Below are 21,867 nucleotides of genomic sequence, written 5' to 3' on the forward strand. Positions count from 1 at the left end.
ATGAGCGAACGCTTTTATCTATATGACGATGTTGTATCTACAAAGACCCGATTTGTCAGCTTTATGGGCGAAAACCAACGATTTGATTTAGCTATTATCCAAACCGACCGTTATTATGGCAAACAAGTTGTTCTTGATATTCAAGGAGGACGCTTTGCCATCATTGGACAAGATGACCTTGAAGAACCAAACTATCTTGAAGAAGTATTTAAATTAAACAGTGAAGACGGTCAGGAACTTCGCGAATTTTTATATGAAATCATCTAAAAAAAAAGGCAGCATGAAGGACAATTAGTGTCTTCGGCTTGCCTTTTTTTACTTATGGACTTTTTTTAAGACAAAATACGCACAGCCAAAATTACAATATTCATGTAAATAGTCTTGAAGCGTACTAATCTTCGTATCATACGTTGCCTTTTGATTTCGGTCATCAAAAAAGCCTCGCAGCCGAAGCTGATTGTATCCCCAATCTCCCACAATATAGTCATAGCGGCTCAGCACGTCAATAAAGCGACCTCTAAACGCCTCTTCATTAAATGCCTCGCGCTCATCTTTTAATACTTCATAACAAATATTATTGATACAGACCATTGCTCACACCTCTTCTCTTAAAATTTACCATACCATAATTATGATGATGAAACCATCAATTAACATGAAATTTTTCACGTATAAGCAGCACTCTAATCCTGTAGGAGTTTTATCGGTATACCTACTGATCTTTTATGCTCCACATGAAGGTTCGCCGGTTTACCTGGCGTACGATATTTAACTACAGGAGGTGGAAATGGTGAAGAAATCTATTCTTGGAATCGCTTTGATAACAAGTATTTTAACCATTGGCTGTCAAAATAAAAACACAGCTGAAAATGAAAATTTATCACCAAACAACCCAGATGCCATTAATGTAAACGAGCCTAATCATTATTATAATCCAAATAATAATAGCGGCACAAATTATGGATATGTTCGATACACTAAAAACACAAATGAACAAAATTCCAATATGAACCAAGTAGGAACATTTAATCGAGAAGAAGCAGCCGACAATATTAGTAAACTGAGCACCGCTATACCAAATATTAAGCAAGCCGCTACGCTAGTAACCGATAAAGATGTGCTTGTTGCTTATAAAACAGATGCTAAAAACCGGAATAACGCAGCCGATCAGGTAAAACGTACAGCTATGTCTGTAGTTCCTCGTTATTATCATGTATACGTCTCAGATAATCCGAAACAGATGGACCAAATCGAAAATATCAGTGAAATGAATACGCAAACGAATGATGCTAGAAAACGAATCGATGCTGTTATTCAACAAATGCTGAAATCTCCCCAAGGGCGTAAAATGAACGGCGGAGAAGATGCAAATGGAAGAGAGAAAAACGAATTGAATGAACCGATGACGGACAAAGATATGGTGGAATAAACAAAAAAGGTGATGAGCATATCATCACCTTTTTTACCTTATTTGCTTTCTTGCGCTTTGTTTTTTGCAGCAGCGTTAACTTGCTCATCTGCATGGTAAGAAGAACGTACAAGAGGACCTGCTTCAACATGGCTGAATCCTTTTGATAATGCAATTTCTTTTAGCTCTTCGAACTCATTTGGATGGTAATATTTTTGAACTTTTATGTGCTTTTTAGTTGGCTGTAGATATTGGCCTAGCGTCATAATATCTACATTATTCGCACGCAAATCATCCATCGTTTCAATAATTTCTTCTTTTGTTTCTCCTAGACCAAGCATGATACTTGATTTCGTAGGGATATCCGGCTGCATTTCTTTTGCACGGCGAAGGAACTCAAGAGAACGCTCATATTTAGCACGAGCACGAACACGAGGTGTAAGGCTGCGTACTGTTTCAATATTATGATTTAAAATATCAGGACGTGCGTCCATTACAATACGTAAGTTCTCTTCCACACCGCCCATATCAGAAGGCAATACTTCAATTGTTGTGAATGGATTTTTACGACGAATCGCACGAATTGTTTCAGCTAATACGCTTGCTCCTCCGTCTTTTAAATCATCGCGAGCTACTACTGTAATAACCGCATGTTTTAAGTTCATTAGCTGAACAGAATCCGCTACGCGTTCTGGCTCTTCTAAATCTAATTCTGTTGGTAAACCTGTCTTAACCGCGCAAAAACGACAGGCACGTGTACATACTTCTCCTAAAATCATAAAAGTTGCCGTACGACGAACAGCCCAACACTCATGAATATTCGGACATCTTGCTTCTTCACAAACTGTATGAAGGTTTTTCTCACGCATCATTTTCTTTAAGCCTGTGTAATTTTCGTTTGTGTTTAGCTTAATCTTCAGCCACTCGGGTTTGCGGACATGCTCTTCTTTTGTTGCCATATTATCAACTCCACCAATCTAGAAAATGTCTATAACCTATATGCTTAATTTTAACTACATATTAAAAACATAACTATATGTCACTTTATCATAAAAAAGTGAGATTCGACAAGTTGTCTGCTCTTTATTTTCCTCAGTTTTCTTCTATTTCCCATTCAAATGTGTGCGTTTTCATCCTCCGTATAATTTCCATTTATCTTCTGAATAAAATTCTTTAAAAAAGTTTTGAAGCGATTTCCATTAATTAATATTTATGAAATCTTTTTTCTCGCTGCAAACTAGTATTACACACTATTTTTAGAAAGGGGGAAACACGATGCGCAAAACGATTATCTTACTTTTTATGTTCATGTCTATATTCACAGGATGGCACCACGTAACAGCTGAATCATCAGCAGATCAAGAAAAAATACTTATTCAAAAGAGATTAGAGCTGTATAAACAAATGGAAGCCGCTACTACGATTCCTTGGTATTACTTTGCAGGGATTGACCAGTATGAACGAAATATTCGACGCTCCCATAAAGATATTCCAAGAGAAAAAGGCTCGATCGCCATTTACTATCCTCCAGAAAAATGGTCAGGTTCTTTAAATCCGAATTTGGAAGATACAAACCCACTTACTATTTCTCTGCTCGGGGGAATGGGCAAAGATGGGAACGGAGACAAAAAAGCAGACCAATTTAATGATGAAGATATGCTTTTTACAATGGCAGATTATATTCGGACGTTCGGGGTGTCCGAAGACTATATTAAAATTGCGCTTTGGAACTATTATCACCGGGCTAAAGCAGTTGATATTATTTTAGGGAATGCCAAAATTTTTCGCCATTACGGTCGCATTGATTTAAAAGGTTCTTCATTTCCGGTGCCTCTCCGTGCGAACTACAGTTACAGGAGTACATGGGGAGATGCGCGCGGCTGGGGTGGCAAACGAATTCATGAAGGAACAGACATTTTTGCAGATTACGGAGTTCCAGTAAAATCCCCTTGCTATGGCATTATTGAGCTTAAAGGATGGAATAAATATGGAGGCTGGCGAATCGGTATTCGTGACCTTCATAATAACTATCACTATTTAGCTCATTTAAGCGGATTTGCAAAAAATTTAAAAGTAGGACAAATTGTAGAACCAGGAACACTCATTGGCGGAGTAGGAAGTTCCGGTTATGGACCTCCTGGAACTTCTGGGAAATTCCCTCCTCACTTGCACTATGGAATGTATAAAGATAACGGCAAAAATGAGTGGTCGTTTGACCCATATCCTCAGTTAAGAACGTGGGAACGAAATGATCGTTTAGAACTAAAGAAAAAATAAAAAAACAGGAAGCTGATGCTTCCTGTTTTTTTATCCTGATGCTTTACTTTCTTTTGCTTTTTTCACAGCATGAGCAATACTTGCGGCCAAGCCGCCCCATATGATGACCATCCCTACAACCATCATTGTCATTGAACTTCCATCCATTATTTAGAAACCCCCTTCTCTTTAACTGACAAACGAAGCGTCCCATCTTCCCATCGTGCAAAAGAAAAAGCAATTCCCAAAATAACAGCAAGAGCTGCCACACCCCAACCAAAAGGACCTACAAAAGTCGTTGCATACTGTTCGTAATTTTCCGAAATATTTTTCCGGAAGTTATCAAACATCATGTATCCAAGTACAAGTGGTGTAACTACTCCTAAACATATTTTCCACCATGAACCGATTCGGATATCAGAAACTTCGTTTGCATGCTGCTGAAGGCTGCTCAACTGCTTAAATACCCAAGCAACTAATACAACTTCTACTAAGCCTGCTAGAGCAACTCCGAAGTTATTAATAAAATAGTCGACCACATCTAAGAAATAAAGTCCTCCTTGTGTTGCAAATAATAGCGAGCAAATTGAAGCGATTCCTCCACCTATTAATACAGATTTTGTACGTGAGATAGTAAATTTATCTTGAATGCCTGCTACGAAGGTTTCAATAATTGAAATAAGTGACGTTAATCCTGCTAATGTTAAGGAAGCAAAGAATAACATTCCAAACAGCTGTTTAAACGCTGGAAATTCATTAATAATTTGCGGGAAAACTACAAAGGCTAGTCCTACCCCTCCCTGAACTACTTTATCGATTGGGATACCTTGCTGAGTAGCCATAAAACCTAGTGCGCTAAACACACCGATTCCTGCTAGTAATTCAAACGCTGAATTACCAAATCCAGTAATAAACGCATTATTAGTTAAATCAGATTTCTTTGGAAGGTAACTGGAATAAGTGATCATAATAGCAAAACCAACAGATAAACTAAAGAAAATTTGACCATATGCTGCGATCCAAACCTTTCCATCTCCAATTGCGCTCCAGTTTGGTTTAAAAAAAGCATGCAGACCTTCCATTGCTCCGTCTAACGTAACTGCTCGAATGACAATGATTAAAAATAGAATAATTAGTGTTGGTAGAAAGATTTTGTTTGCGGCTTCAATTCCTTTTTTGATTCCTTTTAATAAGACACCTAATGTCACAATCCATACAAGTACAAGCGGAATTAAAACGTGTAATACGAGGCTTCCTGTTTGTCCTGGTGCTTCAGCTAACTTTAAGTAATCTCCATATAAAAACGCTTCCGTATCGTTTCCCCAGCTTAACTTAAATGAAAAGATAAAATACGACATTGCCCACGCGATAATGACGGAATAGTAAACCGAAATAAAAAAGGAAATAGCTACTTGCCACCAGCCTAGCCATTCAGCCTTGGGGCTTATTCTTGCTAATGATAAAGGAGAGGAACCTTTATATTTATGTCCAATAGCAAATTCCATGATTAAGATAGGAATTCCTGCCGTCAACAAAGCAAATAAGTAGGGGAGAAAAAATGCCCCTCCTCCATTTTCATATGCAGTGGCTGGAAATCTCCATATATTCCCTAGTCCAATTGCTGAACCTGCTGCTGCTAAAATAAACCCTGCTCTTGATCCCCACTGCGGCCTATTTTCCACTGTAATTCCCCCTCTTTTCCTCTCCCTACTCTCTTTTTATCATAGATCAACGATAATTTTTATAATTTTTAGATTATTCTTTCTATAACTTCCTATCTCAAATTATAGAAGGGAGAAGATAGTATGTCAAAATATTTTTTATAGAAAATTCAGACAAATGTTCCAATGAATAAAAGCAGATATGAAAGTATTTTTGAACTTCCGCACCTGCTTTTTAAATAATACTTTATCACGTTAATATAATATTGTTAATTTTTCTTCGGAAGTTCAATTGCCGGAGAAGATGAATTTCCACCGTTAAAATAATCAGGAACATTTCCAGGGATAACAGTTCCTCCTACAGGAATTGTAGCCGTAACGGTTGTTTTTCTCGTTGCAAACGGGATAATGATTTGCATGTTTACTTTTACTTTGATGGATACTTCAAGAAACGCATTATTTATTCCATATTCCTCGATTTTTCGCACTACGTCTGTTTGAACGTCACCAATAGCATGAAATTTAACCGGAATCAGCGGACCTAGATTTCCAAGCAGCGCATTATTAGTTGCTTGCCCAAGAGGAACTTGGTATACAATTCCTTGATTGCGCAGCTTTTCATTTTTTTCAATACGAATATCTGTTGGAAGTTCAAGTGCATCTAAATTCCCTTTCTCTGCCTCTTTTAAATTAGCTTGAACAAATGACGTAGTCTGAGCTCTAACCCGATTTACAAGCGCTGTGTCAATTTTGGCTACTTGACCGTTAGGTGTAGATTCAACTTTAATAACATCTACGTCCAGTTGATCAAGTACCTGTTTATTCACCGCTTTATTAATAACTAAAGTTGCAATCTCTTTTGTTTGTGCTTCAGCATATTTCATTAACGTCGGTTCAATCCCTCTATTAATTAGCCATAATCCTACCCCTGTGGAAAGCATAAAAAAAAGAAAGGTGAGCAACAGAACGTAGCGAAAAGGAAGCGGGCCTTTTCTTGTTAATTTCCGACGAAGTTTAACCAAAAAAAATCCCTCCTTACAAGCTATATGTATGCATGTATAAGGAGGTTCACGCTTCTTTTAAAAAGTTTTATCTTAAATTCCCCACTATATTAAAGCATTTTCAATAAAGCATCTTTGCCAATTGTTCCTTTAAAAATTCCTCTTTTTTCAGCTTCAAGCGTTACAGATTCAAGAGGCGCTTCAAGAAGCTGCTCAATTGTACGTACACCTACAGCTCTTCCAGCTATTATTTGACGATCAGCTAATTTATCATTTAATAGACCTACGTCTAGTGCTCCGCACATAATGTACCCTTTATCTGATGAGATTGTTAACAGAGTTGTTTTTGGCAGCAATACGGTAACTGCATTAAACGTATGACCTTCAATTACGATAGGCGCTAAGGTAATCATAGTAACTCACTCCTTTCTTAATCAATTTATGATTTTGAAAGAAAAAAGTGAGGTTTTACATATACTTTTCTACCTATTTGACGTTTATATTCCTTCTTCCTTATTTATATAAACTTTTATAGGACTCAGTGCTAAAATTCATTAAAAAAATCTAATTGTTTAGGAGCTAAATTTTCATATTCAATATTTAATAAACTCATGAGCTGTTTGGCATTATGTACAGCATCTCCGCCGGAGTTATTATTAAATAACAGGTAAATGTCCTTCGTTTGTTTTTGCAGCTTTTCAAGCCGTTCTTTCCACTCTAGGAGCTCTTTTTCATTGTAACGATACAAAAACCTTACTGCTCGCCAATTGCCTTCTGCGGGCTTATTCCAACCGTGTACGTTTCGTCCGTGAAAACGGATAAGTGTTTTCTGTTTATCTGTAGCATGAATCACAATTGGAATAGATCCTTCTCCTGCCTGCGGTTCATCACAAATACCGTGAATCCACTTCTCTTGTTCCATAAACGTCAGCGTTTTATCATAGAAAAACGGCTTAAACCAGGATTGATTTCGAAACTCAAGCGCTACTGGCAAATCTCCAAACTTCTCGCGGCTATATCTCAAATAGGCTACATTTTCTTTTGTACAGTCAAACCAGGGTGGCATTTGAAATAAAATCATACCAAGCTTATTCGATGTTACGTAAGGCTTCACTGATTCTAAAAATGCATGAAACATTTCTTCTTTGCTATCAAACGGATTTCCTTCTCTCATATGCCCTGTCATACCTTGATAGGCTTTTACCACAAAACGAAAAGATTCCGGTGTATCGTTCACCCATTTTTCTACATTTGATGTTGGTTGAATTGCATAAAAAGATGAATCGACTTCAACAATTGGAAAATGGCCTGCATATACGGCAAGCTTGTCTCTTGATGAAACCCCCGCTTCATATAATGAATCATGATCTCCCCAGCCTGTGACTCCAATATAAATCATGCCACTCCTCCTCTATGTTCTTAGCTTCGCTTTTCTTTATTTTAATACAAACGATACAAAAAAACTCGTTTGCATAAACAGCAAACGAGTTTTGATCTATTATTAACCGATTGAACCTTCCATTTCAAATTTGATTAGACGGTTCATTTCTACTGCATATTCCATCGGAAGCTCTTTTGTAAATGGCTCAATAAAGCCCATTACAATCATTTCTGTTGCTTCTTCTTCAGAAATACCGCGGCTCATTAGATAGAATAATTGTTCTTCAGATACTTTTGATACCTTCGCTTCATGCTCAAGTGAGATGTTGTCATTTAAAATCTCATTGTACGGAATTGTATCAGAAGTTGATTGATTATCCATAATCAGCGTATCACACTCAATGTTCGCACGTGCACCTTCTGCTTTACGGCCGAAGTGTACGATACCGCGGTATGTTACTTTACCGCCTTGTTTTGAAATTGATTTTGATACGATCGTTGAAGATGTGTTCGGTGCTAAGTGAATCATTTTTGCACCAGCATCTTGGTGCTGTCCTTTACCAGCAAGGGCAATAGATAATGTCATACCACGTGCACCTTCACCTTTTAAGATAACAGCTGGATATTTCATTGTTAACTTAGAACCGATGTTTCCATCAATCCATTCCATTGTTGCATTTGCTTCACAAACCGCGCGTTTTGTTACAAGGTTGTATACGTTGTTCGCCCAGTTTTGAATTGTTGTATAGCGGCAATACGCATCTTTTTTGATGATGATCTCTACAACGGCACTGTGAAGGGAGTTTGTTGTATAAACAGGTGCTGTACAGCCCTCTACATAGTGAACGTGTGAGCCTTCATCAGCAATAATTAACGTACGCTCAAACTGTCCCATATTTTCAGAGTTAATACGGAAATAAGCTTGTAATGGTGTATCTACTTTTACGCCTTTTGGTACGTAAATGAATGATCCACCAGACCAAACCGCCGAGTTAAGTGCAGAGAATTTGTTATCCGTTGGCGGGATAACTTTTCCAAAATGCTCACGGAAAATATCTTCGTTTTCTTTTAGCGCCGTATCCGTATCTTTAAATACGATACCTTGTGCTTCAAGATCTTCTTTCATATTGTGATAAACAACTTCAGATTCGTACTGAGCTGATACACCCGCAAGATACTTTTGCTCTGCTTCAGGAATACCTAGTTTATCAAACGTTTGTTTAATTTCTTCAGGAACTTCATCCCAAGAGCGTTCAGACTTCTCAGATGGTTTTACGTAGTACGTAATTTCATCAAAGTCTAAGCTTGCCATGTCTCCGCCCCACTGTGGCATTGGCATGTTGTAGAAGTGCTCTAGAGATTTCAAACGGAAGTCAAGCATCCATTGTGGTTCCTCTTTCATACGAGAAATTTCTTCTACGATTTCTTTTGTTAAACCGCGTTTAGAGCGGAAAATTGATACGTCTTTATCGGAAAATCCATATTTATAATCGCCGATTTCTGGCATTTTTTTAGCCATCTTTTATTACCCCCTACTTGATAGGATTGGGAATGAATGAAGGTCTTATTTTTGTTCGTTAAGACCTTTTTCCATCGCTTTCCACGCTAGTGTTGCACATTTAATACGCGCAGGAAATTTTGCTACACCTTGAAGTGCTTCAATATCTCCTAAATCTATACTATCATCATACTCTTTACCTTGCATCATGTCAGAGAAGATATGGGCCATTTTAAACGCTTTGTCTACTTCTTGACCTTTAATTGCTTGTGTCATCATTGAAGCTGATGACATTGAAATTGAACATCCTTCACCTTCGAACTTTGCATCCACCACTTTGCCGTCCTCTACTTTTAAAGAAAGTTCAATGCGGTCTCCACATGTCGGGTTATTCATATGAATGTTCACAGTATCTTCATTCAACGTTCCACGATTACGCGGGTTTTTATAATGGTCCATAATTACTTGACGATAGAGAGTATCTAAATTATTAAAAGCCATTTGTAAAATACTCCTTCGTTTTTATTAATGATGATACCAATTTATCTACTTCTTCTTCCGTGTTATACAAATAGAAGCTTGCACGTGCAGTAGAAGATACGTTTAAATATTTCATCAGCGGCTGCGCACAGTGATGACCTGCACGAATCGCAATTCCATCAGCGTCTACTACTGTTGCAACGTCGTGCGGATGCACATCTTCAATATTAAACGTCACAACACCCGCTCGCTCTTTCGGTCCGTAGATCGTAATTCCATCTACTTGCGATAAGCGATCCAGTGCATACTGCGCTAACTTGTGCTCATGTGCTTGAATATTATCTAAACCAACTTCTTCTAAGAAATCAATCGCTGCACCTAAACCAATTGCACCTGCAATGATTGGCGTACCCCCTTCAAATTTCCAAGGAAGTTCTTTCCACGTTGATTCGTATAGGTTTACGAAGTCAATCATTTCGCCGCCAAACTCGATTGGTTCCATTTTTTCAAGAAGCTCTTTCTTTCCATAAAGAGCGCCGATTCCAGTCGGCCCGCCCATTTTATGTCCAGAGAAAGCAAAGAAATCACAGTCTAAATCTTGTACATCCACCTTCATATGAGGCGTACTTTGTGCACCATCCACAACCATTACTGCACCGTTAGCATGTGCAATTTCTGCAATCTCTTTTACTGGGTTAATTGTACCCAATACGTTAGATACTTGCATGATCGATACAATTTTGGTGTTGGATGTAATCGTGCTTTTTACCTCTTCTAGTGAAAGTGCATGATCTTCTGTTAATGAAATATATTTTAACGTTGCACCTGTTTCCTTGGCAACTTGCTGCCAAGGAATGATGTTGCTGTGATGCTCCATATAAGTAATCACAATTTCATCACCAGGTTTGAGATTAGCACGGCCATAGCTTGCAGCTACTGTATTAAGAGCTGTCGTTGTACCGCGCGTAAAGATAATCTCTTCCGTTGATTTTGCATTAATAAACTTACGAACCTTTTCACGAGCGCCTTCGTATCCGTCTGTTGCTCTTGTACCAAGCGTGTGAACACCTCGGTGTACGTTTGAGTTATATTCTTTATAATACTTCTCAATTGCTTCAATTACAGCAAGCGGCTTTTGTGAAGTTGCTGCACTGTCTAAATAAACGAGTGGGCTGCCATTTACCTCTTGGTCTAAAATAGGAAATTGTTTACGAATATCAGAGATATTCATTATCGAACTTTCCTTTCAATTAAATCTGTTAATTGCTTTTTAACCGTTTCGATTGGCAACTCGTTTACAACTGGTGCTAAGAACCCGTGGATAACTAGACGTTCTGCTTCTGTTTGCGGAATACCGCGGCTCATTAAGTAGTAAAGCTGAATTGGATCTACGCGTCCAACAGATGCAGCATGCCCTGCTGTTACATCGTCTTCATCAATTAGAAGAATTGGGTTTGCGTCTCCACGTGCTTTTTCACTTAACATTAACACACGAGATTCTTGCTCAGCGTTTGATTTAGACGCACCGTGTTCAATTTTACCGATACCGTTAAAGATTGAAGACGCGCTTTCTTTCATAACGCCGTGTTTTAAAATGTAGCCTTCAGAATGTTTTCCAAAATGTACGATACTTGTTGTTAAGTTTTGAGACTGTTCTCCACGTCCAACTGTTACCGTTTTTGTATCTCCATATGAACCGTCGCCCATTAGATACGTTGTATTTTCAGAAACTGTATTTCCTTCACTCATTAAGCCTAAAGCCCACTCAATGCGACCATCTTTGCCCGCTACGCCGCGGCGGTTCACATAAGTAGTTGTACCTTTAGCTAAGTAGTCAACAGCCCCAAATGTTACTTTCGCATTGCTGTTAGCAAATACTTCCGTCACGATATTGACAACACCGTTTGACTCTTCAGCAGTAGCAATGTAGTTTTCTACATATGTTACTGAGCTGTTGTCTTCAGCTACAACAATCACATGGTTGAATAAAGCAGCTTCTTCATCTTCACGGACAAATACAGCTTGAAGCGGCTCTTGTACTTCTACATTTTTAGGAACGTATACAAATACACCGCCGTTTAATAACGCTGCGTTTAATGCAGTTAAACGGTGCTCATCTACTTTAACTCCGTCTTTCATGAAGTACTTCTCAACAAGGTCGCTATGCTCTTTAGCAGCTGTTTGAATATCTGTGAAGATAACGCCTTGAGACTTTAGCTCTTCTGTTAATGTTGAATATGCTGCTGTTTGGTCACGCTGAACATATAGATTTTTAACAGCTTCTGTATCAATCAATGCTTTAACCACTTCTGGAAGCTCGTCTACAGATGAGATTGTGCTTGCCTGTGAAGTGTGCTTGTCAAATGCAGTAAAGTTCCATTTCGAAATGTTTGTTTTATCTGGCTTTGGAAGTGCAAGATCTTCTGCTTTCGCAAGAGCTTGTAAGCGAAGATCTAGCAGCCAACTTGGTTCATTAGCTTCTTTTGAAAAGCTGCTGATGTACTCTTGATCAAATGGTAATTTCGTATCAATAGTCATAGAGATCCTCCTAACTCTTAAGCTTCTTGCTCTACAGTTTCGTCTTCAATACCTAATTCTTGTTTGATCCAGTCATAACCTTCTGCCTCTAGACGCTGTGCTAATTCTGGTCCGCCTGATTTTACAACGCGACCTTGCATCATAACGTGAACTTTATCTGGTGTAATGTAGTTTAGTAAACGTTGGTAGTGAGTAATCATTAAGCAACCAAACTCGCTGCCGCGCAGTTCATTAATACCTTTTGATACAACTTTTAACGCATCGATATCTAAACCAGAGTCGATTTCATCTAAAATTGCAATTCCTGGTTGAAGCATCATTAATTGAAGAATTTCATTACGTTTCTTCTCACCGCCAGAGAAACCTTCGTTTAGGTAACGCTGAGCCATGTCTTGATCCATTTCTAAGAAATCCATGTTTTTGTCTAATTGACGGATGAATTTCATTAGTGAAATTTCTTCGCCTTCTTCACGACGAGCATTAATTGCTGAACGTAAGAAGTCTGCATTTGTTACCCCGCTGATTTCACTTGGATATTGCATAGCTAGGAATAGACCTGCACGAGCGCGCTCATCTACTTCCATCTCAAGTACATCTTCGCCGTCTAGCGTGATGCTTCCTTGTGTAACCTCGTATTTAGGATGTCCCATGATTGCTGAAGATAATGTTGATTTACCAGTACCGTTTGGTCCCATGATTGCATGGATTTCGCCGCCCTTAACTTCTAAATTAACACCTTTTAAAATTTCTTTACCTTCAATTGCAACATGAAGATCTTTAATTGTTAAAGTTGACCCTGCCATATTAAAACCTCCAGTTATAGACGTATATAGTAAAAAACGATATACCTATATCTTTTTAATTATTCTCATTTTATTCTCATTACAATCTTATAACAAATGAAAACTTATAGCAACCTTTTGACCCAAAAGGTTTTAAACCATTATGTACGTTTTTCAAGACTAAATCCACTCATAAAAAAGTTGCCTTAAAAGACTCCATAGAGCCTTCTAAGACAAGCTTTTTTACCCACTTTATTTACTTAGTGCGTGTGGCTAGTCAGTTCTGAAATACACTCTTGGACAAGCGTAACGGACTGACTCATCGCTGCGCCTCCGCCAAATGCTGCTGACACTCCGCATGCTTCTAAAATTTCTTGCTCAGTTGCACCTTGATCAATGCAGCCTTTTGTATGATAAATCATACAGTACTCGTCTTGAGCTACTACGCTGATTCCTAACGCGATTAACTGCTTTTCTTTTTTAGAAAGAGAACCTTCTCCAAAACATGCTTCAGTAAACGCATTAAACGTTTTTGTTACTTCCGGCAATTTTTCACTAAATTTCCCAACACCCATTTTATAATCATGAAGTGCTTGCTCAGTTGAATGACGTGCTTCTTGCTGCATAACGTCAGCTCCCATCATCAGTAAAGTTTTCACGGTTAGTATGCGTGAGAAAAATAAGAGTTATTCGTTTTCCCGCATACAAAAAAAGCACTTGCCCAGAGTGGGCAAGCGCTTTTCTTCTATTATTTATTTACCGGCAGTACTCCGCCTTTGTATTTTTCTTTAATGTAGTCTTGAATTTCTTTAGAGTGAAGAACTTTCACTAAAGCTTTCACTGTATCTTTATTTTCGTCGCCTTTGTGAACCGTAATGATGTTTGCATAAGGGTTATTTTCTTTACTTTCCACTGCGATTGGATCTTTTACTGGATCTAAGCCAGCATCGATAGCATAGTTAGCATTGATAACAACAGCGTCACCTTCATTATTTTTGTACATTTGAGGTAACAATCCGCCTTCAACATCGGCTTTAAATTTTAAATTCTTCGGGTTTTCTACGATATCTTTAATTTGTGCATCTATTTTCTTTACGCCTGGTTTTAATTTGATTACGCCGGCTTTTTCAAAAATCGATAAAATACGTCCTTGCTCTGCTACTGCATCACGCATAATAACTGTGCCGTTTTTCGGAAGATCTTTTAAGCTTTTGTATTTTTTAGAGTAGATACCGATTGGTTCAATGTGAATGGCACCGGCACTTACAAAATCATACCCTTTTTCACCCTTGTGATCTTTTAGCACTGAATTCATATAAGGAACGTGCTGGAAGTAGTTTGCATCAATTTCATTGTTTGCAAGAGCTGTGTTCGGTAAGATGTAATCTTGGAATTTTTTAATTTCCAAGTCGATTCCTTGTTTTTCTAAAATCGGTTTTGCTTGTTCTAAAATTTCAGCATGAGGCGTATTAGATGCACCCACAACAATTTTCTTTTCATCTTTTGATCCATTGTTAGATCCACATGCAGCTAATCCTACTACTAGCGCAGATGTTAGTGCTAAAGCCGAAAGCCATTTTTTCATAATAAATAATCCTCCCTTTATCTTTTATCAATTTTTGCAGTAATCGCATCTCCAATAAGTTGGATAATAAATACAATAATCAAAATTAAGATCGTAGCAGCTAGCGTTACATCATTATGACTGCGCTGGAATCCTTCTAAATATGCAAGATTCCCGAGACCTCCAGCTCCAATCACACCCGCCATTGCCGTATAGCCGACTAACGCAATCGTCGTTACCGTCAAACCAGAAATTAAAGCTGGCAGCGATTCAGGTAACAGCACTTTAAAGATAATAGTGCTTGTTGTTGCTCCCATTGATTTAGCAGCTTCAATAACACCTTTATCAATTTCACGCAGACCAATTTCTACAAGACGCGCGTAAAATGGTGCTGCTCCAACAATTAGAGCAGGTAACGCTGCATTAGCGCCTAAAATACTTCCTACCAATGCTTTGGTAAATGGAATCAGTAAAACAATTAAAATAATGAATGGAATGGAACGAAAGATATTTACAACTGCTGACACAATGGCATATAAAGGTTTGTTTTGCCAAAGCTGTCCTTTGGACGTTAAAAATAAAAGCAAGCCTAATAAAATACCTAGAACAAACGTGGCTATAACTGAAATAGCCGTCATATATAGTGTTTCATTTGTCGCTTGAATAAAATCATCTAAAATAACGTTTGGAAATAGTTTCTCAAGCATTTGTCATTACCTCCACTTCTACCTGCTGCTCATGAATGTATGCAATGACTTTTTCAACTTCTGTTAATTCTCCGTCTAAATGAACGAACAACGTTCCGTATGAACCTGTTTGTGTATGAGAAATCTTTCCTTGCAAAATATTAATCGTTACATCAAACTGTTTTAAAATCGTTGTAATGAGCGGTTGCTCTGCTTTTCCGCCAACAAACGTCAGCTGAATAATTTGCCCGCTTGGATATAACTCCTGTACTTGTTCAATTGTTTCAAACGTTTCTTCTGGTTCAGAAATCTGTTGAACGAATCGTTTTGTAATCGGCTGCTTAGGTTTTCTGAATACTTCTAGCACTTGTCCTTCTTCTACCACTGCCCCATTTTCCATAACGGCTACCCGATGACAAATTTTACGAATAACGTGCATTTCATGAGTAATCAATACAATGGTTAACCCTAGCTTCTCATTAATATCTACTAACAGATCTAAAATGGAATCTGTCGTTTGAGGATCAAGCGCTGATGTTGCTTCATCACACAGCAATACTTTTGGGTTATTGGCTAGCGCTCGAGCAATACCAACACGCTGCTTTTGTCCACCGCTAAGCTGTGATGGATAAGCATTTTCACGCCCTTCAAGCCCGACTAGCTTGATAAGCTCGTCTACTCGTTTCATTCTTTTTTCTTTTGAGATCCCTGCTATTTCTAACGGAAAGGCAATATTTTCTCGCACCGTACGCGACCACAAGATATTAAAGTGCTGAAACACCATACTGATTTCTTGTCTAGCTTTTCTGAGTTTTCCGCCTTTAATTTTTCCAATATCATTACCTGCTACTTCGACCGTTCCTGTCGTTGGTGTTTCTAACCCGTTTAGCAAGCGAATTAAAGAACTTTTCCCCGCTCCGCTATAACCAATAATTCCGTAAATTTCACCTTGGTTAACGGTTAGATTCACATTATCAACAGCTGTTACTTGACCGCTTTTAGCCTGATAAATTTTTGTAACGTCTGTTAATGTAATCATATTTCTTCACCTTCTTTAGTAAAAACTTAATTATGTTAGGTTGCCCTATAGGATGAAAAAGCCGTAAAACAATTTTCCTCATTAAAAAAGCCTCTCTGCGCATGACAGAAAGGCTCGATATTTAATCCTTTCTCTCATCTTTCAAAGCGCATAGCTTTGCAGGAATTGGCACCATTTCAGTTAGTCTGACGGTTGCCGGGTTTCACAGGGCTCAGTCCCTCCACCTCTCTTGATAAGAGTTCGCAACAATTATTTTGTTTTTGGGAAATATTCATTCATTTATGAACATTCATGAGTGTGATTTTAGCATGTGTCAGATAGGCTGTCAACAGATTTTGTTCTTGGGATAATATCCCAAGATTTCAACAGCCCCAACGGTTTGCTCTCTTTCAATTTCTTCATTTTAAACAAACGTTTGATTATCGAAGCTCTTCAAGTACGTGCTCGATAGAATGAAACGCATAGAGTTTTTTTACCATTTCGCCATTTTTCACTTCAATCAAACAAGGTACACTTTCAATTGAAAATACTTCTGCTTTTGAAGGCATATAATTTAAATTGCTCATTCCGATGGTCACACCGGGCAGCATCGCTTCTGCTACGGTTAACATTTTTTTTGCCAGCTGACATGTCCCGCAAAAAGGTGTATGGAAAAAGATAAACGCTCTTTGTCCTTCTTTTAACTGATCGTCAAGCTGTTTTTCGCTCCATTCTTGCATGTTGCTCATTCCTTTTATGTTAAAAATTCTGCATTAACATCGATATTGGCACTCAGTAATACTGTTGCTATGTGATGTCTAGGGGCAGCAGCAACCTCTCGGTACATTTTATCAATATATAGATGCTCTGCTTCCGGAAGCTCTCGTTTAAATTGTTTTCTTAGCTTATTCCCTGAATCATCAGAGTCAACGAGTATGTATACCTCTTTGTTAAACGTAAAGTCAATAATTTCATCCAGCTTTGATAAACTAATCGTACCGTTTGTACAGATAATTTCAATTGGTTCTCGAATGATATCTTGGATACGTTTTTTATCTGATTTTCCTTCGACAATAATTACTTTTTCGATTTCAATTAGCCCCATTTTCATCACCCATAATCGTCAGTTGTATAGTAACATCATTTCTTTATGCTATACAATATTCGTTAATGTATCACAGTTCACCTGTTTTTTAAAAGAAATTTGCAAGAAAGAACTGTTTTAAAAGGCAGCTTAGGCCATATTGTTTCCATAAAACAAGAAAAACAGCGGCAGTTGCCACTGTTTAGCACCATCCTGCTTCTTCGTCGCAGTCTGTATATTTTTGCGTTTCACCTTGCTTTTGTACATCCGTATATTGGTAGAACTTATTATTTTCTTGCGAATACCCTTCTTCAAAGCGGTATTCATTGCCGCTTGTTCCGTAACTAACTTCACCAATTGGCTGCTTATCAACATATAATTTCATGCCGCCGTCATGAAATTTAGCTGTAACGCGATCTGTAACGTCCATTTTTTGTTTTTCAAACATAAAAAGACACTCCTTTAGCTTGTTTACTAATAGAGTGTCCAGTCAAAAACTTTTCATAAAGACAATTTATGGAGGAATATTATCCTTCGTTTGTCATTTCTTCGTATTGCTCTGCTGTCATTAGCTTGTCTACTTGAGAAGCATCAGACGGTTTGATTGTAATCATCCATGCTTCTTCGTATGGAGATTCATTAACAAGCTCAGGGCTATCGCTTAAGTTGTCGTTGACTGCTACAACTTCACCGCTAATTGGTGCATAAAGCTCAGAAACTGTTTTTACTGATTCAACGCTACCAAACGGCTCGTCAGCTTCTACTGTTGCTCCTACTTCTGGCAGTTCAACGAATACGATGTCGCCAAGCTCAGCTTGAGCGAAATGCGTAATACCTACGCGGACAACGTCTCCTTCTGTTTTTACCCATTCATGCTCTTCAGAATAACGCAAATCTTTTGGTGTACTCATCTTAATCCCTCCAAAATATGTATCGTAATTTGTTTATATAAAAAGCGCCTTCAACGTGGAGAACACTTTCTACAACCTAAAATAACTTCCTATTAACAGTGTAACGTAAAAGGTAAAAATTTTCTATTTGAAAACTTACTTCCATACGTCCTCAAACTGCTCTTCTTTGAAGCCAAGCGTTACTTTTTGTCCATCTGTTAGCAGCGGACGTTTAATTAACATGCCATCTGACGCAAGAATAGACAGAAGTTCGTCTTCACTCGCACTGCTTACTTTATCTTTAAGCCCTAATTCGCGATACTTTTTACCGCTTGTATTAAAGAATTTTTTTAATTCTAAGCCGCTGTTCTGATAATAAGATTGCAGCTGCTCTTTTGTTGGCGGGTTTTCTACAATATGAATTTCTTCATACGCTACTCCGTTATCATCCAGCCACTTCTTTGCTTTTCGGCACGTACCACACTTTGGATATGAATAAAAAAATAATGACATTTCGTCAACCACCCTTTATTTTAAGCTTTTTTCGTATTTTAACACATCCTTTATCATTTACCTAGATAGAGGCTTCTTAAACAAAAAGAAGCTCGCGAAGCGAGCTCCTTTTCCCTTAAACTGTAAACTTCTCTACTTCTAAAAGCGTTTTTGCAATCTCACGCTTTACGCTAATCACATTGATTGGTGTATAGCGCGTTAACTTGCGAAGAGACGAAAGCATGACTCTAAGCGTATCACCTTGTTCAACGCCAATTAACGTTTCTTTTGCATCTGCTTCAATTCGATTAAATGCTTCTTGGCAAAATACTTGCGTATATTTTACTTTCAAGCTGTTTTGATCTGCACCTGTTTTGGAAATTGCTTTTTCAGTACGTAAAACAGTGGATTCCATTGCATATACGTTACTAATCATATCGGAAATATTAACGAGAATTTCTTGTTCTTTCTCTAATTCTTTACCATACTTCTGTGCAGCTAGACCTAAAAGCAAGAGCGCAATTTTCTTCCCATTTTGCACAAGCATTTTTTCTTGATCTAACGGCTCATTTCCTACTTCCTGCGGCATAAGCATCATCAATTCTTCTTGAAGCGTTTGTGCTTTTTGAAGCAGCGGAAGCTCTCCTTTTAGCGCTTTGCGTAAATATGTGCCTGGTACTAAGAGTCGATTAATTTCATTTGTTCCTTCAAAAATACGGTTAATGCGAGAATCACGATACAGGCGCTCAATTTCATACTCGCTCATAAAACCATAGCCTCCGTGAAGCTGCACCCCTTCATCTACGATGTAGTCAAGAGATTCCGTGGCAAACACTTTGTTTAATGAGCATTCAATGGCATATTCAGCAATGGAAGCGGCAATTTGTTTTCCGTCTTTTTGCTGTTCTTCTGAAAGCTGGCCCATATGGTCTTCAAAAAGTCCTACCGTACGATAGACGGAGCTTTCAGTTGCGTACAATTTAGAAGCCATTGTTGCTAACTTTTCTTGGGTTAATGAAAATTTAGCAATGGGCGTTTTAAACTGCTGACGCTGGTTAACATATTGAGACGTAATTTCTAACGCACGTTTACCTGCTCCAACTGCTCCAACTCCAAGCTTATAGCGCCCAATATTTAAAATGTTAAACGCAATCACATGGCCTTTTCCAATTTCACCTAACACGTTTTCTTTTGGAACAAGCGCATCTTCAAGAATCAACGTTCTTGTTGATGAACTCTTGATTCCCATCTTCTTTTCTTCCGGTCCAACCGAAACGCCTGGGAATTGGCGTTCAACGATAAAAGCAGAAAATTTATCGCCGTCGATTTTCGCATACACCACGAACACATCAGCAAATCCGGCATTCGTAATCCACTGCTTTTCTCCATTTAACACATAGTGTGTGCCTTCGGCGTTAAGGCGAGCTGTTGTGCGAGCACCGAGGGCATCGGAACCAGAACCAGGTTCTGTTAACGCATATGCGGCTATTTTTTCCCCAACTGCTAAAGCAGGTAAATATGCTTGTTTTTGCTCTTCTGTTCCAAATAAGACGATTGGCAATGACCCAATTCCTACGTGAGCACCATGAGTGATGGAAAACCCGCCTGCTCGAGACATTTTTTCAGCAATTAAAGCGGAGGTAATTTTATCCAAACCGAGTCCGCCGTATTCTTCCGGTACATCTGCACCAAGTAACCCTAATTCACCAGCTTGTTTTAATAACTTGACAGAACGGTCAAACTCATGCTTTTCTAAATATTCCACTTGTGGAAGGACTTCATTTTCTACAAATTCATCTGTCGTTTTGGCAATCATCTTTTGTTCAGATGTATAATCCTCCGGCGTGTAGACACGGCTTGCATCGCCTTCTTCAATTAAAAAGCTTCCACCTTTAATCATTTGTTTTGTTCTATTTGACATGTTCATATCCCCCTTTGAAATGATTATGCTAACAATTCAAATACACCAGCAGCTCCCATTCCTCCGCCAATACACATCGTGACAATTCCAAACTGCTCATTTCGACGCTTCATTTCGTGCATTAAGCTAAGAGTCAGCTTAGCTCCGGTACAGCCTAATGGATGACCTAAGGCAATAGCGCCTCCGTTTACATTTACTTTATCTTCATTAATATTTAATTCACGAATAACGCCAAGTGCTTGAGAAGCAAATGCTTCATTTAATTCAAACAATCCGATATCAGAAAGCTCCAGCCCTGCTAGTTTAAGAGCTTTAGGGATGGCAGCTACCGGGCCAATCCCCATTACTTCAGGCGGAACTCCTCCAACTGCAAATGAGCGAAACTTAAGCAAAGGCTTTAACCCTTCTGCTTCAGCTTGTTCTTTATCCATTAGAAAAACGGATGCAGCTCCGTCACTTGTCTGCGAAGAGTTTCCAGCTGTTACGGATCCTTTAACCGAAAAAGCTGGACGAAGTTTCCCTAATACATCCGCAGTTGTGCCAGGACGAACTCCTTCATCTTGAGAGAACATCAGCTTTTGTTCACGGAGCTTATTGTTTTCATCCACTTTTCGAAGCGTCACTTCCACCGGAACAATTTCGTCGTTAAACTTCCCTTCTTGAAGTGCTTTTGCTGCTTTTTGATGGCTGCGTACAGCAAACGCGTCCTGGTCTTCACGTGAAATGCCGTATTTCATGGCCACTTGTTCTGCTGTATGTCCCATGCCCATATAATACTCCGGCGCATTTTCAACCAGCTGAACATTCGGACGCGCTACGTTTCCAAACATCGGAACAAAACTCATTGATTCTGCTCCTCCAGCTAACACTGCTTTGGCTTGCCCTAGCATAATTCGTTCTGCACCATAGGCAATACTTTGCAAACCTGATGAACAATAACGATTAATCGTTATTGCTGGCACCGTATAAGGCAAACCCGCAAGAGCGCCAATATTTCGAGCCATATTCAAACCTTGTTCTGCTTCAGGCATCGCACAACCAATAATTAAATCATCAATTGGTCCTTCGTATCCTCCTGCTCGGCGAAGAGTTTCTTTAACCGCAATGGCCCCCAAATCATCAGGTCTAACACTTGCCAGTGAACCTTTTTTTGCTTTTCCAACCGGTGTCCTAGCACCTGCTACAATAACTGCTTCTCTCATTTTTTC

The 21,867-nt window shown here is 38.7% G+C and carries 26 protein-coding genes and 1 riboswitch; of the genes, 3 read left to right on the forward strand and 23 right to left on the reverse strand.

Annotated elements, in window-relative coordinates; all coding sequences use genetic code 11:
* Complete coding sequence (locus AC4NPH_RS21155; protein WP_013059634.1) at positions 1 to 267, forward strand: DUF3055 domain-containing protein; 267 nt, start codon at positions 1 to 3, stop codon at positions 265 to 267.
* A 48-nt stretch (positions 268 to 315) separates the two neighbouring features.
* Here AC4NPH_RS21155 and AC4NPH_RS21160 read toward each other — a convergent pair whose 3' ends face one another.
* Positions 316 to 591, reverse strand: coding sequence for a YutD family protein (locus AC4NPH_RS21160; protein WP_013059635.1), 276 nt, complete (start codon positions 589 to 591; stop codon positions 316 to 318).
* Between the two features lie 196 nt (positions 592 to 787).
* On the opposite strand from AC4NPH_RS21160, the gene AC4NPH_RS21165 reads away from it, so the two are divergent.
* Positions 788 to 1,429, forward strand: a complete 642-nt coding sequence (locus tag AC4NPH_RS21165) for a YhcN/YlaJ family sporulation lipoprotein (RefSeq protein WP_013059636.1) — start codon at positions 788 to 790, stop codon at positions 1,427 to 1,429.
* A gap of 38 nt (positions 1,430 to 1,467) precedes the next feature.
* Here the strand turns inward: AC4NPH_RS21165 and lipA are convergent, their stop codons facing one another.
* Positions 1,468 to 2,367 (reverse strand): lipoyl synthase, encoded by a 900-nt coding sequence (gene lipA / locus AC4NPH_RS21170; RefSeq protein WP_013059637.1) that lies wholly within the window; start codon positions 2,365 to 2,367, stop codon positions 1,468 to 1,470.
* A 316-nt stretch (positions 2,368 to 2,683) separates the two neighbouring features.
* Here lipA and AC4NPH_RS21175 point away from each other — a divergent pair, with 316 nt between their 5' ends.
* Positions 2,684 to 3,685, forward strand: a complete 1,002-nt coding sequence (locus AC4NPH_RS21175; RefSeq protein WP_013059638.1) for a M23 family metallopeptidase — start codon at positions 2,684 to 2,686, stop codon at positions 3,683 to 3,685.
* Positions 3,686 to 3,715: 30 nt separating this feature from the next.
* Here AC4NPH_RS21175 and AC4NPH_RS21180 read toward each other — a convergent pair whose 3' ends face one another.
* The 21 genes from AC4NPH_RS21180 to AC4NPH_RS21280 all read right to left on the reverse strand — a co-directional run bounded on the left by AC4NPH_RS21180 (position 3,716) and on the right by AC4NPH_RS21280 (position 21,861).
* Positions 3,716 to 3,832 (reverse strand): methionine/alanine import family NSS transporter small subunit, encoded by a 117-nt coding sequence (locus AC4NPH_RS21180; RefSeq protein WP_107918137.1) that lies wholly within the window; start codon positions 3,830 to 3,832, stop codon positions 3,716 to 3,718.
* Positions 3,832 to 5,346, reverse strand: coding sequence for a sodium-dependent transporter (locus tag AC4NPH_RS21185; RefSeq protein WP_013059639.1), 1,515 nt, complete (start codon positions 5,344 to 5,346; stop codon positions 3,832 to 3,834). The genes AC4NPH_RS21180 and AC4NPH_RS21185 overlap by 1 nt, the downstream gene beginning before the upstream one ends.
* A 248-nt stretch (positions 5,347 to 5,594) precedes the next feature.
* Entirely contained in the window at positions 5,595 to 6,347 is a 753-nt protein-coding gene (yunB, locus tag AC4NPH_RS21190; RefSeq protein ID WP_013059640.1) for a sporulation protein YunB, read from the reverse strand.
* Between the two features lie 89 nt (positions 6,348 to 6,436).
* Complete coding sequence (locus AC4NPH_RS21195; RefSeq protein WP_013059641.1) at positions 6,437 to 6,739, reverse strand: YunC family protein; 303 nt, start codon at positions 6,737 to 6,739, stop codon at positions 6,437 to 6,439.
* 131 nt (positions 6,740 to 6,870) lie between these two features.
* The gene (locus tag AC4NPH_RS21200) at positions 6,871 to 7,725 is read right to left on the reverse strand and encodes a DUF72 domain-containing protein (protein WP_013059642.1); all 855 of its coding nucleotides are present in this window, start codon (positions 7,723 to 7,725) and stop codon (positions 6,871 to 6,873) included.
* 102 nt (positions 7,726 to 7,827) lie between these two features.
* Positions 7,828 to 9,225, reverse strand: coding sequence for a Fe-S cluster assembly protein SufB (gene sufB / locus AC4NPH_RS21205; RefSeq protein WP_013059643.1), 1,398 nt, complete (start codon positions 9,223 to 9,225; stop codon positions 7,828 to 7,830).
* Between the two features lie 45 nt (positions 9,226 to 9,270).
* Entirely contained in the window at positions 9,271 to 9,705 is a 435-nt protein-coding gene (gene sufU / locus AC4NPH_RS21210; protein WP_013085338.1) for a Fe-S cluster assembly sulfur transfer protein SufU, read from the reverse strand.
* The gene (locus AC4NPH_RS21215; RefSeq protein WP_013059645.1) at positions 9,695 to 10,915 is read right to left on the reverse strand and encodes a cysteine desulfurase; all 1,221 of its coding nucleotides are present in this window, start codon (positions 10,913 to 10,915) and stop codon (positions 9,695 to 9,697) included. Before AC4NPH_RS21215 ends, sufU begins: the two co-directional genes overlap by 11 nt.
* Positions 10,915 to 12,222 carry a Fe-S cluster assembly protein SufD gene (sufD, locus tag AC4NPH_RS21220; protein ID WP_014457887.1) on the reverse strand — a complete coding sequence of 436 codons (1,308 nt, stop codon included), beginning with the start codon at positions 12,220 to 12,222 and terminating at the stop codon, positions 10,915 to 10,917. The genes AC4NPH_RS21215 and sufD overlap by 1 nt, the downstream gene beginning before the upstream one ends.
* A gap of 17 nt (positions 12,223 to 12,239) precedes the next feature.
* Entirely contained in the window at positions 12,240 to 13,025 is a 786-nt protein-coding gene (sufC, locus tag AC4NPH_RS21225; RefSeq protein WP_013059647.1) for a Fe-S cluster assembly ATPase SufC, read from the reverse strand.
* Between the two features lie 239 nt (positions 13,026 to 13,264).
* Positions 13,265 to 13,630, reverse strand: coding sequence for a carboxymuconolactone decarboxylase family protein (locus AC4NPH_RS21230; RefSeq protein WP_013059648.1), 366 nt, complete (start codon positions 13,628 to 13,630; stop codon positions 13,265 to 13,267).
* A gap of 122 nt (positions 13,631 to 13,752) precedes the next feature.
* A complete protein-coding gene (locus AC4NPH_RS21235) occupies positions 13,753 to 14,589 on the reverse strand; it encodes a MetQ/NlpA family ABC transporter substrate-binding protein (RefSeq protein WP_013059649.1) in 837 nt (278 codons plus the stop codon).
* 17 nt (positions 14,590 to 14,606) lie between these two features.
* A complete protein-coding gene (locus AC4NPH_RS21240; RefSeq protein WP_013085342.1) occupies positions 14,607 to 15,275 on the reverse strand; it encodes a methionine ABC transporter permease in 669 nt (222 codons plus the stop codon).
* Positions 15,268 to 16,293 (reverse strand): methionine ABC transporter ATP-binding protein, encoded by a 1,026-nt coding sequence (locus AC4NPH_RS21245; RefSeq protein WP_013059651.1) that lies wholly within the window; start codon positions 16,291 to 16,293, stop codon positions 15,268 to 15,270. Before AC4NPH_RS21245 ends, AC4NPH_RS21240 begins: the two co-directional genes overlap by 8 nt.
* Before the next feature lie 131 nt (positions 16,294 to 16,424).
* Positions 16,425 to 16,532: riboswitch (SAM riboswitch) on the reverse strand.
* 180 nt (positions 16,533 to 16,712) lie between these two features.
* Positions 16,713 to 17,012, reverse strand: a complete 300-nt coding sequence (locus tag AC4NPH_RS21250) for a thioredoxin family protein (RefSeq protein ID WP_013059652.1) — start codon at positions 17,010 to 17,012, stop codon at positions 16,713 to 16,715.
* Positions 17,013 to 17,026: 14 nt separating this feature from the next.
* Complete coding sequence (locus AC4NPH_RS21255) at positions 17,027 to 17,377, reverse strand: toprim domain-containing protein (RefSeq protein WP_013059653.1); 351 nt, start codon at positions 17,375 to 17,377, stop codon at positions 17,027 to 17,029.
* A 181-nt stretch (positions 17,378 to 17,558) separates the two neighbouring features.
* On the reverse strand, positions 17,559 to 17,804 hold the full coding sequence (locus tag AC4NPH_RS21260) for a YusG family protein (RefSeq protein WP_013059654.1): 246 nt from the start codon (positions 17,802 to 17,804) through the stop codon (positions 17,559 to 17,561).
* Between the two features lie 79 nt (positions 17,805 to 17,883).
* Positions 17,884 to 18,267: a glycine cleavage system protein GcvH gene (gene gcvH / locus AC4NPH_RS21265; protein ID WP_013059655.1), complete on the reverse strand. Its 384-nt coding sequence runs from the start codon at positions 18,265 to 18,267 to the stop codon at positions 17,884 to 17,886.
* Positions 18,268 to 18,402: 135 nt separating this feature from the next.
* A complete protein-coding gene (locus AC4NPH_RS21270) occupies positions 18,403 to 18,759 on the reverse strand; it encodes an arsenate reductase family protein (protein ID WP_013059656.1) in 357 nt (118 codons plus the stop codon).
* A gap of 115 nt (positions 18,760 to 18,874) precedes the next feature.
* Complete coding sequence (locus tag AC4NPH_RS21275) at positions 18,875 to 20,659, reverse strand: acyl-CoA dehydrogenase FadE (protein WP_013059657.1); 1,785 nt, start codon at positions 20,657 to 20,659, stop codon at positions 18,875 to 18,877.
* Between the two features lie 23 nt (positions 20,660 to 20,682).
* A complete protein-coding gene (locus AC4NPH_RS21280) occupies positions 20,683 to 21,861 on the reverse strand; it encodes an acetyl-CoA C-acetyltransferase (RefSeq protein WP_013059658.1) in 1,179 nt (392 codons plus the stop codon).
* Positions 21,862 to 21,867: the final 6 nt, after the last annotated feature.

The sequence above is a fragment of the Priestia sp. MDV22-iso46 genome, from assembly GCF_058629175.1.